The 16,769-nt window shown below is 69.9% G+C and carries 13 protein-coding genes; 8 read left to right on the forward strand and 5 right to left on the reverse strand.

Going from position 1 to position 16,769, the window contains the following annotated elements; all coding sequences use genetic code 11:
- Window positions 1-328 precede the first annotated feature (328 nt).
- Window positions 329-1,231 (forward strand): serine/threonine protein kinase, encoded by a 903-nt coding sequence (locus Srubr_RS02630; RefSeq protein ID WP_189993264.1) that lies wholly within the window; start codon window positions 329-331, stop codon window positions 1,229-1,231.
- Between the two features lie 30 nt (window positions 1,232-1,261).
- Here Srubr_RS02630 and Srubr_RS02635 read toward each other — a convergent pair whose 3' ends face one another.
- Window positions 1,262-3,715, reverse strand: coding sequence for a tetratricopeptide repeat protein (locus Srubr_RS02635; protein WP_189993266.1), 2,454 nt, complete (start codon window positions 3,713-3,715; stop codon window positions 1,262-1,264).
- 72 nt (window positions 3,716-3,787) lie between these two features.
- Between Srubr_RS02635 and Srubr_RS41295 the strand changes: the two genes are divergently transcribed.
- From Srubr_RS41295 to Srubr_RS02660, 6 genes are all read left to right on the forward strand, one after another.
- Window positions 3,788-3,919, forward strand: coding sequence for a hypothetical protein (locus tag Srubr_RS41295; protein ID WP_268257574.1), 132 nt, complete (start codon window positions 3,788-3,790; stop codon window positions 3,917-3,919).
- A 346-nt stretch (window positions 3,920-4,265) separates the two neighbouring features.
- Complete coding sequence (locus Srubr_RS02640) at window positions 4,266-4,424, forward strand: hypothetical protein (RefSeq protein ID WP_189993268.1); 159 nt, start codon at window positions 4,266-4,268, stop codon at window positions 4,422-4,424.
- Window positions 4,425-4,728: 304 nt separating this feature from the next.
- A complete protein-coding gene (locus Srubr_RS02645; RefSeq protein ID WP_189993270.1) occupies window positions 4,729-5,496 on the forward strand; it encodes a hypothetical protein in 768 nt (255 codons plus the stop codon).
- A gap of 35 nt (window positions 5,497-5,531) precedes the next feature.
- Window positions 5,532-5,768 carry a helix-turn-helix domain-containing protein gene (locus tag Srubr_RS02650; protein WP_078992515.1) on the forward strand — a complete coding sequence of 79 codons (237 nt, stop codon included), beginning with the start codon at window positions 5,532-5,534 and terminating at the stop codon, window positions 5,766-5,768.
- A gap of 290 nt (window positions 5,769-6,058) precedes the next feature.
- Window positions 6,059-6,217, forward strand: a complete 159-nt coding sequence (locus Srubr_RS02655) for a hypothetical protein (protein WP_189993272.1) — start codon at window positions 6,059-6,061, stop codon at window positions 6,215-6,217.
- Between the two features lie 46 nt (window positions 6,218-6,263).
- On the forward strand, window positions 6,264-6,557 hold the full coding sequence (locus Srubr_RS02660; protein WP_189993274.1) for a hypothetical protein: 294 nt from the start codon (window positions 6,264-6,266) through the stop codon (window positions 6,555-6,557).
- A gap of 399 nt (window positions 6,558-6,956) precedes the next feature.
- Here the strand turns inward: Srubr_RS02660 and Srubr_RS02665 are convergent, their stop codons facing one another.
- Window positions 6,957-11,462 carry a hypothetical protein gene (locus tag Srubr_RS02665; protein ID WP_189993276.1) on the reverse strand — a complete coding sequence of 1,502 codons (4,506 nt, stop codon included), beginning with the start codon at window positions 11,460-11,462 and terminating at the stop codon, window positions 6,957-6,959.
- Window positions 11,463-11,964: 502 nt separating this feature from the next.
- Between Srubr_RS02665 and Srubr_RS02670 the strand changes: the two genes are divergently transcribed.
- Window positions 11,965-13,341, forward strand: a complete 1,377-nt coding sequence (locus tag Srubr_RS02670; protein WP_189993278.1) for an MFS transporter — start codon at window positions 11,965-11,967, stop codon at window positions 13,339-13,341.
- A 50-nt stretch (window positions 13,342-13,391) separates the two neighbouring features.
- Here Srubr_RS02670 and Srubr_RS02675 read toward each other — a convergent pair whose 3' ends face one another.
- From Srubr_RS02675 to Srubr_RS02685, 3 genes are all read right to left on the reverse strand, one after another.
- A complete protein-coding gene (locus tag Srubr_RS02675) occupies window positions 13,392-15,311 on the reverse strand; it encodes a helix-turn-helix domain-containing protein (protein ID WP_189993280.1) in 1,920 nt (639 codons plus the stop codon).
- Window positions 15,312-15,386: 75 nt separating this feature from the next.
- Window positions 15,387-16,208 (reverse strand): 3-hydroxybutyrate dehydrogenase, encoded by an 822-nt coding sequence (locus Srubr_RS02680; RefSeq protein ID WP_189993282.1) that lies wholly within the window; start codon window positions 16,206-16,208, stop codon window positions 15,387-15,389.
- A gap of 54 nt (window positions 16,209-16,262) precedes the next feature.
- A complete protein-coding gene (locus Srubr_RS02685) occupies window positions 16,263-16,742 on the reverse strand; it encodes an NUDIX hydrolase (protein ID WP_189993285.1) in 480 nt (159 codons plus the stop codon).
- Between the last annotated feature and the right edge of the window lie 27 nt (window positions 16,743-16,769).

Here is a 16,769-nt window from a genome sequence, read left to right on the forward strand (position 1 = left end):
CGTGCTCCGACCAGGTCCGCAGGCCGTCGTGCAAGGGCCCGGTACGTGTCCGGGGCGGGTGGCCGGCAGGCCCCGAACGGATGTCGCAGGCAGCCATGAAGGGGCCCAGAGCGAAGTGCTCCAACCGCTCACGGCGCCGCGGTACGGGGTCGGTGGTGTGGTAGCCGTGGGTCTTGAGAGCGTCAGCGGCAGGGCATCGGAACTCTCCCCCCTTGAACATCCCGGCGGATACCGTGATGACATCGGACGTGCGGGTCACCCCGTCGGGGGGCAGCCATGGCTGTGACATTTCATGCTCCATTTCCGTACGGAGGAAAGGTGGATGGCCGTGAGGGAGATCGAGGAGGTCGGCGATGTGGAGAGGCGCTACGAAGTGCTGGACATGGTCGGCGACGGCGGCCAAGGCGACCTTTTCCTCGGGCGTGACCGCATCAGCGGGCAGAAGGTGGCGTTGAAGCTTCAGAAGGCCCGGGACCTCGGACCCGAGAGCGATTTCCACTGGGCCGGCAATGAACTCCTCAAAGAGGGATCACGCATGATGATGCTGACGGGAATCCAGGCGATTCCCGAAGTCATCGCCACGGGGACACACCGGCGACGCCGGTGCCTGGTCATGGAATTTGTCGAAGGGCACCAACTGCAGAAGGTCCTGTCGGCGGCCCTGCCCGTTAGGGATCCTGGGACCGTTGCGGCCGTCATCGGCCAACTGTGCGAAATTCTGGCAGAAGTCCACGACCGGAATCTGGTGCACTGCGATCTCAAGCCCGAGAACGTCATCGTGCAGCCGGACGGCCGTCTCCGGCTCATTGACATGGGACACGCGGTCGTGGCGGGTCAGGAGACGGAATACGCACGCGGCACGCGCGGCTGGGCCTCCCCCGAGCAGTCCGACGCGTGCCCGTCAGGTCTGACGCGGCAAGCGGACATCTTCGCACTCGGCTGCATCCTGCTGGAGATGACCGTGATGCGCCTGCCCTACGGTGGACAGGACGAGCGGGCGGAAGAGGGCACCCCGGTGCTGCCTGCCGATCGGCTCGCCAAACTACCCCCGGAGTTCGCCTCCCTGGCGCTGTGGATGGTCCGGTGGAAGGCGACGGAGCGCCCCACGGATGTCCGTGAAGTGTTCGATCGGCTCCGCTGCTACCTACCCCAGCTTTGCTCGCAACGGCCATCGAAGCCCCTGCGCCCGGACCCGACCGAGTACTACCGCACGCATCCGCCCCGGCTCTGACGGTGAGCCGACGGTCGCCGATCGGGCGGGTCACCTCAGCCCTTCCAGCCGCTCTCGGACCTCCCGCACCCCCTCACCGTCCATCAGCTCACGCAGCACGATGACTCTCTCCAGCTCCCGCACCGCCGCGTCGGTGTCACCGGCGGACACCAGGACATCAGCGAAGAGCATCCTTACCTTGTCCTCGTTGGGCCAGTTCTCCTGTTCGCGGTAGATGTCGGAGGCCTGCCGGTACAGGGTGATGGCCTCGTCCCGTTCGGAACGGGCCAGGTGCACCTTGGCCAGGGTGAACAGCACATCGGCCAGGCCGCTGCGCTCCGTCGTGCGCCCCACCACGCCCAGGGCGTCGGCGCACCGACGGAGCGCCTGCTCGAGCTCGCCCCGGTCGAGGTCGATCGCACCGAGGACGTTCAGAACAGCCGCCTCCCCGACCCGGTCGGACACCTCCCGGCACAACTCCAGTGCGCGGCCGAGCGCTTCCTCCGCTCCCATCCGGTCGCCCTGCTTGCGCAGGGTGAGTCCGAGCCGGTGCAGCGTACGGGCCAGACTCAGCCGGCCTTCCGCGCTGCGGTCCTCCTCGCTGAGCCGGACGGCCCTGCGCAGGTTGCCCACAGCCAAGTCGTACTCACCGAGCCGCCAGTGGGTCCCTGCCAGCGACCGGTAGACCATGGCGCGATCGACCGGGCCGGCGACGGTCTCCGCCGCCTCGGCGGCGTACCGGAGGTTCTGTCGCGCATCATCGAGCAGGCGGCGGCGCCACTGGTAGATGACCAGGGCCATCGGAAGCAGCCACACGTACTGGTCGATACGCCGATTGATCGCCAAGTGAATGCCTCGCTGGACGGCGGGGTACTCCTCGTCCAGGAACGCCATCGCCTCCGCGAGGTCCGCGGGGTCGGTGACCCTGACCGCTCCGGGCTCACCGATGGGCAGGGTGCGTTCCCGGTCGAGCACCCGGTCGCAGGCTCGGACGTTGTGCAACTGGTGTTCCAGCACCTGCCGTACGGTCGCCCGCTCGATCTCCGCGTTCTCTCCGTCCGGCACCGGCCGCACGTGCCGAAGGGCGAAGGCCCGCACGAGGTCGTGCAGCCCGTAGCGGTCGCCGTGACGTTCCACCAGGTTCGCCGCCACGAGGTCCACCAGGGCCCGGTCGGTACGCGTCCCTTCGTCCACTGCCCGTCCCAGATCCATCACCGCCTCCCAGGAAGCGCTGGGCCCGGGATGGACGGCGAGCTGCCACAGCAGCAGCCGGGCTTCCTCATTCAGCACGCGCACGGAGCAGTTGAGCGCGGCGCGGACCGACAGTTCGTGCTCGGGCAGGTCCAGGGTGTCCAGCTTCGCCCGCTCCAGCTCCTTCTCCATCTCCCGCACCAGGGCAGGGAGGGTGTGCAGCGGACGCGCACCGACCTCCAAGAGCCGGGCCACCACCACGAGGGCCAACGGCAGCCGACCGCAGAGGTGGACCAGCTTGCTGAAGGGCACGGCGTGCTTGGCCCGGTCCTCGGCCGACACTTTCTCCTGGAGTACCTCCAGGGCGTCCGCCTCGTGCAGCGGCTCCATCTTGCGGAACAGCACCTTTCTCTCGGACTGCAGCCGAAAGAGGTCGTTACGACTGGTGACGATCACGGCACAGGTACCGTCTCCGGGAAGCAGCGGCAGCACCTGCTGGGCGCTGAGCGCGTCGTCGAGGACGATGAGCACCGACCGGTGGGCCAGCGCCGACCGCAGCGCGTTGCTCTTGCTCTCCGTTCCGGTCACCGTGGTGTAAGGCGGCAGCGCGGCCAGAAAGCCGTCCAGGATCTCGTCCGGTTCGGCGGGCCGCACATCCCCGTCGGCGAATCCGTTCAGTTCGCCGCGCAGCACCCCGTCGGGAAACCGCTCCCGCAGCCGACCGGCGAGGGTCTCGGCCACCGTGGTCTTCCCGACGCCCGCCATGCCGCTGATCAGGACCAGCGCCAGATTGCCGGCGTCCTGTTCCTCGCACACGGCCTCGAAGAGGTCACCGATCAGCTCGTCCTGCCCGATCGGCTTGCGCCTGCCGCCGGGCAACTGGTCGGGAACGGGGGGCAGGAGCACCCCGCCCGGCCGACGGCTCTCTCCCCGGACCTGGTCGATGGCGCTCTGTACATCGACATCCGCTTTTCCGTTGCGCTTCTCCCACTTCTTGATGAGCCGCTCACGTCGGGACTCCGGCAGGTCTGCGTGGGCGAGCAAGTAGAACCGGAAGATCTGCGGCAATTCCGGCGCGCGCTCGAACCATTTCTCCGTCTCCTCGCGCAGCCATTTGACCTCCCAGGACCTGTAGGCTGCGTCCAGCCGCGCGTACACGGCGGCCATCAACTCGGCCCGTAGCTCCTCCCGACGCAAGTGGAAGCCGGTCTCGGACAGTCCGTGCAGCGGTTCGTCCTCGCCGTTCCACTCCTCCAAGGCCGCGCCGAGCAGCTCGAACTGCGCTTTACAGGTCAGCCCCTCAGCCTGCTTCACCTTTTCGCGAAAACGAAGCAGGTCGACGTCTCCCACCGGGACGCGGAGCGTGCAGTAACCCGACTTGCCGCTATGGGGCACGGACTCCTGGCCCAGCCGCTTCCGCAGGTCGGCGACGACACGGTCAACCCGGACGCCGACATCCTCGTCGCCCTCCCAGAGGACCTCGGCTATCTCCTTCCTGGTACACCGGCAGCCTGGTGAGGTCACCAGGAGGGCGAACAGAGCCGCCACCTTCGACCCTTCGACCACCCTTCTGCCGCCGTCCCCTTCCGCTCGCACCGGACCCAGCACGTACCCCTCCATCGACCTCCCCCTCACCGCGCCGCAGTCAGTGATCCGGCCCCTCGCCGGCGCCCCTTCATCTGTGCGCCGCGCTGTGCCGCTTCACACGCGCTTGCTTCTTCACGCCCCCGAGGACTCAGTTATCCCTCAGTTTTGGCTCTGCGGCCCCGCTTCACCCCCGGGCACGATGGCACCAGCCGCTCGCAGAAGCACGAAACGGCGGCTTAGTCATCCAACGACTCATCAGAGAGGAACCACGAACCCGATGAACAGCCGTCAGCGCAACCGCCGGGCAGCCCGTCTGCGCCAGTCCCCCGACTGGCCGCCGAGCCGCCGCCGGCGTACGGCCGTCCGGACCGAGGACACCACCCCGTCGACCCCGCCCACCGAGGCGCCGGACACCTCGTCCTCCGAGACCGCCTGAGCGCAACAGTTCGTGGGTGCCCGTTCTGTACGGGCACCCACCAGCCTCGCGAACTTCGTCACCGGCGAGCTCGCGGCCTGGCTGCCGCGCTTGCTACACGCTCGTGGTCAAAGGCGGCGTTACCTGGTCGAGAAGACCACTACCGCATGCTCACGCATCAAAGTGAGGCTGGTGGGACTCTTTTCCGCTTGACGCGGATATGAGGCGGTATGTCCCCACCACAGGACACACCTCATCCAGCATCTCGGTATCTCCAGCACCTCAGGACTCAGGTTTCCGTAGTCCGAAGAGAGGACATTTCCTGATGTATCCACCGCACAGCAGTGCGTTCGCCTCGGTGAGGCGGCACTTCGACGATCCCCGGACCAGTGACGCGGTCTTCGTGCTCGTCCCCACGGACGCCGACGAGGCTGATCCGGTCCGGCTGACCGCCGCCGAGACGCACGAGGCCTTGTACGGCTCCGGCTCCGACCCTCAGTTCGCCAACGCGGTCTGGAAGGAGGTCATCCGCACGGCGCAGAGCGACCTGACTCCAGACAGCACGGGGAAACTCCTGGCGATCTGGCTGGCCTTGCCCCGGTTGACGGGGACGGTCCACCGGGTCTGCACGCGCCTGCGGGCCGACCGGTCGGACGTGGAGGCCGAGATGGTCCTGGCTCTCCTGGAGAAGCTGGCGGATCGGGACGGCGCGAGCTGTCTCACCGACTCCTCCCTGCTGCACGCGGCGCGCGCCAGGGCGTGGCATCTCGCCCGGGAAGGGCTGCGGGAGCTTCCGTCCACCCAGATCGAACGCATCACCGAGGAGCACGCTCTCACTGCGTCCGGCGAGGAGGCGGACGCTCCGGCGGCGGAGAGCCTGGACGTACGGGTCGACCGTCCGGACGGCCCGGACGGGCTGTGCGCACCGCTGCGTTTCCGGGTGCGCCCGGAGCATCTGCGCCGACAGGGAATCTTCATCGACACCGACGACGGGTCGCAGGACCGGTCGGCGGGTCACAGCCCCGGGAAGAGGCGACGGGCCGGGCGCCGCGCGGACACCCGGCCGGTCCGGCCTGCGGGGAGGCGAGGGTGAAGGATCCGGCAGAGGGCCGCCTCAGTTTCACGGAGATGTTCGACCTGCCCGTCGCAGTGGACCTGCGCACGGCGGCCCGAGCACTCGGAATCGGCTCGACGACCGCGTACCGGCTGATCCGCGAGCACGAGTTCCCCTGCCCCGTCCTCCGCATCGGACGTAGGTACAGGATTCCGACCAACGAGCTGATGCGCGCCCTGGGGATCGAGGACCGCCCGCTGTACAGCGTGGACCCGGAAGAGGACACGGACGATCCGAGCGTCGGCTTCTGACGGTAACCACCGTGCGGCTCCGTGGCATCGGCCACGGAGCCGCACGGCCCTGCCTCCTAACGACGGGCCGTTCGTCGCCGACGTGCGCCGCGCGGTTCTCCACAGCTGCTCGGCAATCGGAGGGCGAAGGGATGCCCTCCTTCTTCGCCGAGCGGTTCGGCGGCCGACAGCCCGCGCGCGTCGGCCAGTTCGTGAACCCGCCGACGATCACCGACCCGAGCTACGGCGAGCACGCCCATCGACCCTGAACCTGCCGGTGAGCCGTCGACGCACGCTTCGGCGCCCGCGTCATGATCGCAGCGCCCGGCCGGGGCGCGGATCTGAACGGACCGGCGGCCCAGCCCTACGCACCGCTCGCCACGACCGCCTTCGAGGGGATGACCCCGAACGTCCTCGTCGTCGTGGGCACGAAGGACTGGCACCCACCCAATCCTCTACGACCGGCATGACTCGGGAAGCGACGCCTACACGGCGTCTCCCGCACCGAAGACCAGGTTGGACAACTTCGACGACGCGGAGCACGGGCTGGGCGGCATCCCGCCCTTCGACGCTGCCGAGGCCACCGACGAGAACCCCGACCGCGTCACCGCCGCACGAGCCCTCGTCCGGGCGCACCTGCGCGCCCGAGTTGTGCCCACAGGAACCGGACTGGTACCGGGCCACCCCGGTCCGCGCATCAGCTCCCGCTGCTCCCGATCCCGCTTCGTGAAGCCGTCGGGCGTGACGTCGTGCCCTGGCGCCGTCAGTTCCAGGAAGCCGGTGATGCGCCCCGATGTCTCCACCGCGTAGTTGGGACGCACCCGGGCCCCGGGCAAGAGATACTCAGGATGAAGGCGAGGACTCAGCTTCCAGCGCGCCCCGCATGTTTCCACCAGCTTCGCCACCGGCAGGCTGATGGACGCCTCCGTGTCGCTGACCCGCAGACGCTCCCTGCACGCGGATCCAAAGTCCGCCACGAGAGCCCGTATCCTTCCTCCGGCACCTTGTCGCCCCTGCAAGCTGTGGACGTGGACGGTGGATACCGCAGACACAGCTTGTTGGAGGCGAGAGGACCGGCTCAGTGCGCACGGGGGGGCGCGCGAGGGGCACGGACATGGAAGACACGGTGCCTCGATGTTGCGTCTCAGAAGGCTACGACCGCTCGCAGCATGCAGTTGCATGGGCACCGTACCGGACTCTGCCGATCACCTACTGCCTGTACGGCCGTGGAACGTTGATCACCATGGGGCGGAGGTGACGTGCGCCCGCTCGGGAGAGGCTCGCCGCCTGGTCCTGTAGCTCGACGAGGAGTGTGTCGAGCTGGAGCTTTTTTGCCTGGGTCTTACGGCTGTCGCCCGTGGCGTCCCAGAGGTCGATCGGATACCAGCCGACGATGTAGATGCCTGCATCCGTTCCTGCTTCCGGCAGATAGCGACCCGCCAGCTGTTCCGCCTGAGCCGTCGGAACCTCGACGTTCCAGGAGCCCTTCACCTCGATGACCAGCTTGACCGACTCGCTTGAAGCGATGTCGGGGTGGTCGCCCGGTGCGGGCATCGCCTCGACGAGTAGGTCGGTGCGGTCGCCCGCACCGTACGGGTCGGTCGGATGGATCAGCACTTCCCGGTTGACCGCGACACGGTGGCCGGCCAGCCGCAGAGTCAGCTCGTGTGCGAGGTAAGCACACAGGGCCGCTTCGGGTTTGGGGCGCCAGACGTCAGGGACGACCGGGTTCTCCGCGGACGGCTTTCGAGGGCTCTTGCCCGGTGTGCGGTCCCACAGCAGTTCGCAGTGTGAGGGAAGTGCCCGGCCCACCTCCTCCAGGGCCTCATGAACCACGTCCAAGAGGTCTGTGCTGGTGCGGATGACCCGCCGCGCCGGTTCCTGCAGCAGCCGTATGACGTCCTCTGCGCGCACCTGGCTCCAACTCGCGGCGGCGTGTTGCTTGGTCGCGGCTACGAGTGCTGCCGCGACAGACAGTCGACTGGGGTACAGGGCCGCGAGGCGGCGCAGTTGCCGAACCGCCTCTGCGGTGCCTCGTCGGCTCAGCTCAGGGAGCAGGCGGTCTCTCCATCTCCGGGCTTCCTCGTCGGCGGTGACCCAGCGAACGCCGCGAAGAGGCTGGTCCTCCTCAGGGTCGTACAAACCGCTGAGCCACAGATACAGGTCGGCGACGAGAGCCTCGCCGAGGTTGCTGTGGATACGTTCCGCCGCGGTCCTAGCGCAAGCCTCGGCCAGCTCACGGCCGAGTTCCGGATCGGTTGCGAACGTCTTGACTCGTGCCCAGTGCGCCTCGGCATCTGCGGCCAGCAGGGCCTGGGCGGCGAGGACGGCGGCTCGTGCGGCAAGCGGGGTTTCCCGGGGCCCGTCGATACTGGCGTCAAGGATGCCGTGCGCGGTGTGGCTGTCGGTGGTGAGAAGAGCGGCCAGGGTGCTGTGCCAGGTGCGCAGTGCCGCGTCACGCGCCTCATCGCTCTCGGGCAAGCACATGGAATGGTCTTCGATCGCTGGCGAGCCTGCCAGGACCTTGTCCGCCGCCTCGGGTACGAGTCCGAGACAGGTGGAGAGCTCTATGGCGAGGTGCTCCATGCATGTACGCAGTTCCGCGGACCAGCGGGGATCGACTGCATTGAGCTCGATGGGCTGTCGGCCTGCCCTGAGCGCTGCTCGTGCTGCCTGGGCAACGCGATGGGCCAACGACTCAGGTGCGTGTCGGGCTGCCAGGCGCAGTAGGTCCACCCGCACGGGTTCCGTGTAGCTCGTGGCCATGCCCAGATACTCGGTGAGTATCGCGGCGGTCCAGGAACTCCATGTCCGCGCGGGGAGTTCGGGCAGGCGGCCTGCCCGGTGCAGCTCGGTGAGCAGGGCGTATCCGGCCCACGAGCGTTTGTTGCCGCTGGCGTGCGGGAGCCAGGAATCGGCGTGGTCGTGCTCGGCGGTGAGGTAGCGGAGAGCGAGCTCGGGCGCGTCGGGCAGATCGTCGCCGAGAGCTACAGCGGCGGGCCAGGTGGCGATGGCGCCCCGCACATCCTGCGCGAAGCTCCCCGTCTGTGGGTCCACGCCCAGGCCCCACAGGAATTGCCACAGAGCGTCGTTGTCGCCCGCCCTGGCTTCGGCGAGGAGCCGCGCCAGATCGGCCATGAACTCTGCTGCTTCCGGCCAGTGCCTCTTGCCGGCGCTGTGGCTGCGGCGCAACCTCCGGGCAAGCGGACTGTCGATGGGGATGGCCTCGTAGAAGGAGCGCAGATACGGCCAGGCCGGGTGCGCATCGTCGTAGGCCAGTTCGAGTGCGTGGGGGTCGTCCGGGGGAAACGTACAGGAAGCCAGCTCGCCGTACACCTGGACGGCCGCGTCGTCGCCGGTCGCCGCCGCCTCGGCGGCCTGCTCCAGGACCCACGGGAAGTCCTCGCGGTCGATGAGCTGGTCACGGGTCGGAGGCTCGGGCACCGTGGATGTGCCGAGCCGCATCGGTGAGCGCCGTTCCCAGTCGTACGCGATCTGACAGGCCGCCAAGCGCGGGGCGGCCCCTGTTCGCAGAGCCTCCGTGACCAGGGCTTGTGCCAGAAGCCTCCGTAGTGACCGTGTCCCGGGCGCCTCGTGTCCGCGCTCATCCGGTTGCAGGCAGTCCGGCACCCGGACCTTGCGGTGGTCGTGCAGGAAGCTAAAAATGATCTTCGCCAAGGTGCCCGCGTGCCGAGCCGCGTCCGGAGCCTTGAGAGCGCGGTCGATCACCCCGTTGATCAGCGAGATCTCGAAGCGGTCGGACGAGAAGACGAAGCCGCTGTCCGGCCGGGACACTGCTTCGGATACCCAAGCCAGAAGACGCGGCAGGTCCTCGTCCCCGCACTCCGCCGGCATGGTCCTCAAGAAGTGGGCGTAGTTGCCGTACAGATCAGGGGACGGAGGGCGAAGGGCACCGAGCATCGTCGCCGCGTCCAGATGGTGCGGCCACAGCAGGTTCAGTAGCGTGCCTCGTAGCTCATGGTCGGGATCCACCCGCTCGGCGCGGGACGGATCGGACAGCGAGTCGAGCACCTCCACGAGGACGGGCACGGCACGGCCTGGGTCGCAGGCGAACGCGGCGCGCGCCGCCAATCGACGTTCCGTTTGGTGCCACGCGTCGTTGCTCACCAACCTCAGCAGCGCGTTGGCCAGCCTGGAATGAGCGGTGCCGGCCTCTTGGGCCAGCTGGATCGCCAGACGGACTCGCGCCGTGGACTGCCACTCGGCCCCGCCTTCGGCGGAACTGGACTCCACGACGTCGGCGAGCTGGTCAGCGAGCGCGGGATGGCTCAGGTCCCAGCGGGAGAGCTGCCATCTCGTGTCTCCCAGTTCGACCTGTGCCGCGCGTTCCAGCAGTCTGCTCACGGTGAGCCGGCGGACCTCGTCGGAACGCACGAGTGCGCTGTGCACCGCCAGGCTCTCGGGATCGGCGCCGGCCAGCCAGCCGCTGGCCGAGGGATCCATGGCCACCAGCCAGGCCGCGGTCTCCCGCAGCGGTGCTGGAATGGTCGCCGTCTCCCCGTCCGGTGCGCCGATCAGGAACAGATTTTCCAGTTGCCTCGGCGTGGTCTTCCGGTCGGTCAGGTACCGGGCCGCGAGGTAGGCCGCCACGGAAGAGTGGCGGAATGCCGCCCTGCCGTCGTCCGGCGCTGTGAACAGCGCGGTCGCCAGGCATTCTTCGACCACTTGGGGCGTGACCTGGAACGCACCGGCGGCGGTCCGCTCCGTTCCCCCCACCAGTGCGTCGCCCGGCAGATCGTAGGCGCCGGCCTCGAAGGTACCGCCGTGCCAAACGGTCCGGTGACCGGACAGCAACATCCACGCGGCAATGCGTCCCGCCACCATCAGGCGCTGAGGGGCCGTGGTGATCAACGCCTTCTTGAGACGGTGCGGGTCGGGGTCTTCAGCAAGGCGCGCCACTCCGCAGGCGAACAACTCCTCCGGCCGCCCGTGCAGTCGGCCATCAGCCCGATAGGTCAACACCAACAATTCCAAGGTCAGCGGTACGCCGGCCAGCACAGCGGCGCCGGCCGCCTCAGCCGCCTCCACCAGCTCTTCTCCCGGCACACCGGCGCTGTCGGCCAAAGACACGGCCTCCGTGCGACTCAACGGAGCCAGATCGACGCATCGGCACGCGCCGAAAGCCTCGGCCAGCACAGAGGTCAGCGCCGCCGGATAGTCGGCCGTGCGGCAGGCCATGAGAAACCGGACCCGACTGGTGTCCCGGCCGCTCAGCGACCTTCTCAGCCATCTCGACAGACGCGGCAGCAGCGGACTCTCGTCGGCCTGGTCCAGGACCACCGTCAGCACTCCGACGGTCCCCGCAGCGTCTCCTTGTGAAGGCAAGGAGACGAGATGGCAGCCGAGCTCCTCCTGATAGGAGTACTCGGTGAGATCCCCGCCCGTCACCCACAGGCACGCGTCGGAGTCTCCGCTCCAGGTGTCGTAGACACGGGGCAACTCTGTGGTGAGCTGCTTCAGCACGGAAGTCTTACCGGCGCCCGGCTCTCCCAGCACGACCATGGCTCCTGCCGCCGCGACCACGGCGGGAAGCGCCAGGACTCCTTGGCGAAGCCGCCCCGCGTCCACGACCACGTCGTCATCGTCCGGTCGGAACGCTTCGGCGGCCTGCACGATCAGATCTTCGGCGGCGACTCGCTCACCCCGTACCCTGCACACCCGAGGGACATGAAAGCCGAACACATAACCTGCCATGCCCGCATTGTGTCAACTCCCACTGACAGTCGCCCCGGTCTCCCTCTGCCGACCAAGCGCACGAACGCGCGACCAAGCTGAGCGGTGACGACGGAGGCAGCGCACAGGATCACGGTTGGGCCGTGGCTCCCGGACCGATGCACCGTCTCCCTCAGGCTGCCGACGGGCGACTGGAGGGTCGACACCGATCCAACGCACCGTAGTCAGCACCAAGTCAGCACGGGAGGGGTGAAGACGGGTGATGAGGTGGGCTTTCAGTCAGCACCGAATCAGCACGGGAGTCAGCACCGCACGGCCAGATCACCCCCAACTACGCGCACCGGACAGCACCGGTCTCGACCACTCCCAAGCCCCCGGACCGCCCCTCCCCCACCCCGGCATGGTGGCCGCACGCATACCCGCCCCCCGAACTATGGTGCCCCACCACATGTGCCCCTGACCTGCACCTTCCTACCGTGTGCCGACACGAACCGTCCCCACCGCACACGAGGAAGTGGCGCACATGGCATCCGGAAACACCGCTCCCCCGCCCCCCGCGAGCCTCCCGAGGATCGTCGCCGCCAGCCTCATCGGGACCACCATCGAGTGGTACGACTTCTTCCTCTACGGCTCCGCCGCCGCGCTGGTGTTCAACGAGCTGTTCTTCCCCGACTCCGACCCGCTCGTCGGGACGTTGTTGTCGTTCCTGACGTACGCCGTCGGGTTCGCCGCACGCCCGCTGGGGGCGCTGGTGTTCGGGCACTACGGTGACCGGCTCGGGCGCAAGAAGCTGCTGGTGCTGAGCCTGCTGCTGATGGGCGGGGCGACGTTCGCCATCGGGCTGCTGCCCACCCACGCCACCGTCGGTTCCGCCGCGCCGCTGCTGCTCACCGCGCTGCGGCTGGTGCAGGGGTTCGCGCTCGGCGGCGAGTGGGGCGGCGCCGTGCTGCTGGTGTCGGAGCACGGCGACGCGCGGCGGCGCGGCTTCTGGGCCTCGTGGCCGCAGACCGGCGCCCCCGCCGGGCAGTTGCTCGCGACCGGTGTGCTGTCGCTGCTCACCGCCGTACTCTCCGACGACGCCTTCGGCACCTGGGGCTGGCGGATCCCGTTCCTGCTCTCCGGGGTGCTCGTGCTGGTCGGCCTGTGGATCCGGCTGTCCGTCGACGAATCGCCCGTCTTCAAGGAGGCGTTGGAGCGGTCCCGGACACGGCGGGCCCAGGCGGACGAGCAGCCTCCGCTGGTCTCCGTGCTGCGCCACCACTGGCGGGACGTGCTGGTGGCGATGGGCGCCCGGATGGCGGAGAACATCAGCTACTACGTCATCACCGCGTTCATCCTCGTCTACGCCACCACCTCGGCCGGCGTCTCCAAGCAGACCGCGCTCAACGCCGTACTCATCGGCTCCGCCGTGCACTTCGCGGTCATCCCGGCCTGGGGCGCGCTGTCCGACCGGCTCGGACGGCGACCGGTGTACCTGCTGGGCGCGGCCGGTGTCGGGCTGTGGATGTTCCCGTTCTTCGCGCTCGTGGACACCGGGTCGTTCGGGTACCTGATCCTGGCCGTGACCGTCGGGCTGGTGCTGCACGGCGCCATGTACGCACCGCAGGCCGCGTTCTTCGCCGAGATGTTCGCGACCCGGATGCGGTACTCGGGCGCCTCGATCGGTGCCCAGTTCGCCTCCGTGGCGGCCGGCGCGCCCGCCCCGCTCATCGCCACCGCGCTGCTCTCCGACTACGACAGCTCCACCCCGATCGCGCTGTACGTGATCGCCGCCGCCGTGCTGACCCTGGTGGCCGTGGCGTTCGCGCGCGAGACACGGCACCGGGACCTCGGCCGGATCGCGGACGAGGACGGCGAGCCGTCGGGCGCCGGTCCGGCCGCCGAGGCCCGGGCGCGCTGACCGGCGCCGGGGCCCGCGCACGCACCGTCCGGGCTTCGCGCGGGGGCCGGTCAGTGCCGGGGCGGTGTCGCCAACCGGTGCAGTCTGAGGGCAAGTTGGATCTCCAGGGCGCGGGCGGGGGTCTGCCAGTCCGGGCCCAGCAGGCGGCCCACGCGCTCCAGCCGCTGGGCCACCGTGTTCACATGGACGTGCAGCGCGTCCTTCGTACGTGCCGGGCTCATCCCGCCCTCGAAGTAGGCGTCGAGGGTGCGCACCAGTTCCGTGCCGCGCCGCTCGTCGTACGACACCACCGGGCCGATGGTCCGCTCGACGAAGCCGGCGATGTCCCGGTCGCCCGCGAGGAGCAGGCCGAGGAAGCCGAAGTCCTCGGCCGCCGCGCCGTCCCCGGCCCGGCCCAGCAGGCGCAGCGCGTCCAGGCAGCGGCGGCCCTCGGCATAGGCGGCGGCCACGGTCTCGGGGTGCCGGGCGAGGCCGGTGACGGGTGCGGAGGCACCGACCGTGACCGGCTGGCGGACGGCGGTGCCCAGGTGGCGGGCGGTGCGGCGGGCCACTTCGGTGGCGGTGTCGCCGGCGCCGAGCGGCAGCAGCAGGACGGTGCCGCCGTCGCGGGCCGCGGCCAGCCCCCGCCGGGTCGCGGCGAGGTGGGAGGCGGCGGACCACAGCCGGCGGCGGGCCGTCGCCTCCTCGTCGGCGTCGGCCGCCGGGCCGTCGAGGCGGGCGGCGAGGACGACATGGGTGGTGTCCAGGTCCGCCTGGAGGCGCCCGGCGCGCTCGCGCAGCAGCCGCGGGTCCCGGTCGCGCGCGTCGAGCAGGTCGTCCAGCAGCTCGCCGCGCACCCGCTGTTCGGCCTCGGCGGCGGAGCGGCGGGCGAGCAGCAGCAGGGACGTGACCATCGCCGCGCGCTCCAGGGTGCGCTGGTCGACCGGGTCCAGGCCGGGGTGGCCGCGCAGGACCAGGGCGCCGAGGAGTTCGCCGCCCGCGGCCACGGCGGCGATCCAGTCCTTGCCGTGCCGCACGGCGTGTCCCTCGGCACGGGACGCCTCCAGCGCCTCGGCCGGTGCCGCGTCGGCCTCGGTGAACGTCACGGTGCCGTCGAGGACCTGGGAGACGGCGGCGGCCACGTCGTGCACCCCGCCGCCGCGCAGGACGAGTTCGGCGAGCCGGTCGTGGACCTCCGACGCCCGCTCGATGACGGCGCTGCGGTCCCGGATGATCTCGTTGGCGCGCTCCAGGCCGGCCAGGGCGGAGCGGGTCTCGGTGAGCAGGTTGGCGGTGTCGATGGCCGCCGCCGCGAGCGCGGCGAAGGAGCCGAGCAGGGCGATCTGCTCGCGTTCGAAGACCCTCGCCCGCCGGTCCGCGGCGAACAGGACGCCGATCACGTGCGGGCCGAGCATCAGGGGCACGCCGAGGATGGCGACCAGGCCCTCGTCGCGGACGCCGGCGTCGATGGCGTGGGTGTGCCGGAAGCGGGCGTCCTCGAAGTAGTCGTCGGTGACGTACGGCCGCGCGGTCTGGGCGACGAGGCCGCCGAGCCCCTCCCCCATGCCGAGGCGCAGTTGCTGGAAGCGGGCGGAGACGGAGCCCTCGGTGACCCTCATGTAGGTGTCGCCGCGCGGCGGGTCGTTGAGGCTGAGGTAGGCGACGTCCGTGCCGAGCAGGGAGCGGGCGCGTTGCACGATCGCCTGGAGGACGGCGTCCACGTCGCGCAGTCCGGCGAGGTCGTGGGCGGTCTCGAAGAGCGCCGAGAGCTCCGCCTCGCGCCGCCTGCGGCCCTCCAGTTCGGCGCGCACGCGCAGGGCGAGCAGCCGGGCCTCTTCCAGTGCGGCGATCCGGCAGGCCGGCTCGGCGGCGGCGCGGGCGCGCAGGACGGGCTGCTCGAAGGCCTCCACGGAGGCGTCGCGGGCGAGCAGGTCGAGGTACGGCGCCTCGGCGCTGCCGGTGGGTGCCGGCTGGAGGTGATCGCGGGACATGGTCACAGGATTCCGTATCCGCCACCGGTCCGGCAGGCCTGTGGAAAACTCCCGGAGCCGGTGGTGCCGGGCGGGTCAGTGGGCCGTCCACCCGCCGTCCAGGACGAGCGAGGTGCCGGTGACGAAGGACGCCTGCGGGCTGCACAGGTAGGCCACGGCCTCGGCTACCTCCTCCGGCTCGATGAGCCGCCGCAGGACGCTGTCCTTCAGCAGCACCTCGGACACCACCCGGTCCTCGGGGATGCCGTGCGCCCGTGCCTGGTCGGCGATCTGCTTCTCGACCAGTGGGGTGCGCACATAGGCGGGATTCACACAGTTCGAGGTCACACCATGGGCGGCGCCCTCCAGCGCGGCCGTCTTGGACAGTCCTTCGAGACCATGTTTGGCGGCCACATAGGCGGCCTTGAAGGCAGAGGCGCGCAGACCATGGACGGAGGACACGTTCACGATCCGGCCCCAGCCTTGCGCGTACATGTGCGGGAGGGCGCCGCGGATGAGGCGGAAGGGTGCCTCCAGCATCACGGTCAGCACCGTGTGGAACACGTCGGGCGGGAACTCCTCGATGGGCCGTACCAGTTGCAGCCCGGCGTTGTTGACCAGCACGTCGGTGCCGGCGGCGGCGCGTTCGGCGGCGTCCAGGTCGGTGAGGTCCACGACGTGCGGTACGACGGTGCCCGCGAGGCCGCCGGCCCGCTCCGCCTCCCGGGCCAGCCCGTCCAGACCGGCCGCGTCCCGGTCGACGGCGCGCACCTCGGCCCCGGCGGCGGCCAGCCGCAGCGCGCAGGCGCGGCCGATGCCGCCGGCGGCACCGGTGACGAGCGCGGTGCGGCCGCCGAGGTCGAGGGCGAGGTCATGGGGTCGGGGTTCGGGCCCGGGCAGCGGGGTGGGCGAGGTCATGGGCCGAGCCTAAGCGGAGCCCGGTGGTCACCACATGTGGTGATGACCCATACTTCAGCCGGCGGTCATAGGGTCAAACCATGTGGGTGCCTCGGACATGGCCTGCTTGATCCGGAAGAGTGCGAACTCGTCCAGTCCGGGCAGCGCGTCCACCGCGAACCAGCCGACTTCCAGCGACTCGTCGTCGTTGACCCGGGCCTCGCCGCCCACGGCCCGGCAGCGGATGGTGATGTCCATGTACTGGCAGATGTCACCGTTGGGGTAGGTCACCGGCTCCACGGCCTGGACCAGGACGATCCGCTCGGCGACGCAGTGCACCGCCGTCTCCTCGTAGACCTCCCGCACGGCGCAGGCCGCGGGCTGCTCGCCCGGGTCCGGGATGCCGCCGATCACCGACCACTTGCGCGTGTCGGTCCGTCTGCCGAGCAGCACCCTGCCCTCGTCGTCGAAGACGATCGCGGTGACACCGGGGAGCCACAGCAGCTGCCGGCCGGCGGAGGCCCTGAGCGTACGGAGGAATTCGGGAATAGCCATGCCGTGACCCTAGCGGGCCGGAGCGCC

Source organism: Streptomyces rubradiris (genome assembly GCF_016860525.1).
GTDB lineage: Bacteria > Actinomycetota > Actinomycetes > Streptomycetales > Streptomycetaceae > Streptomyces > Streptomyces rubradiris.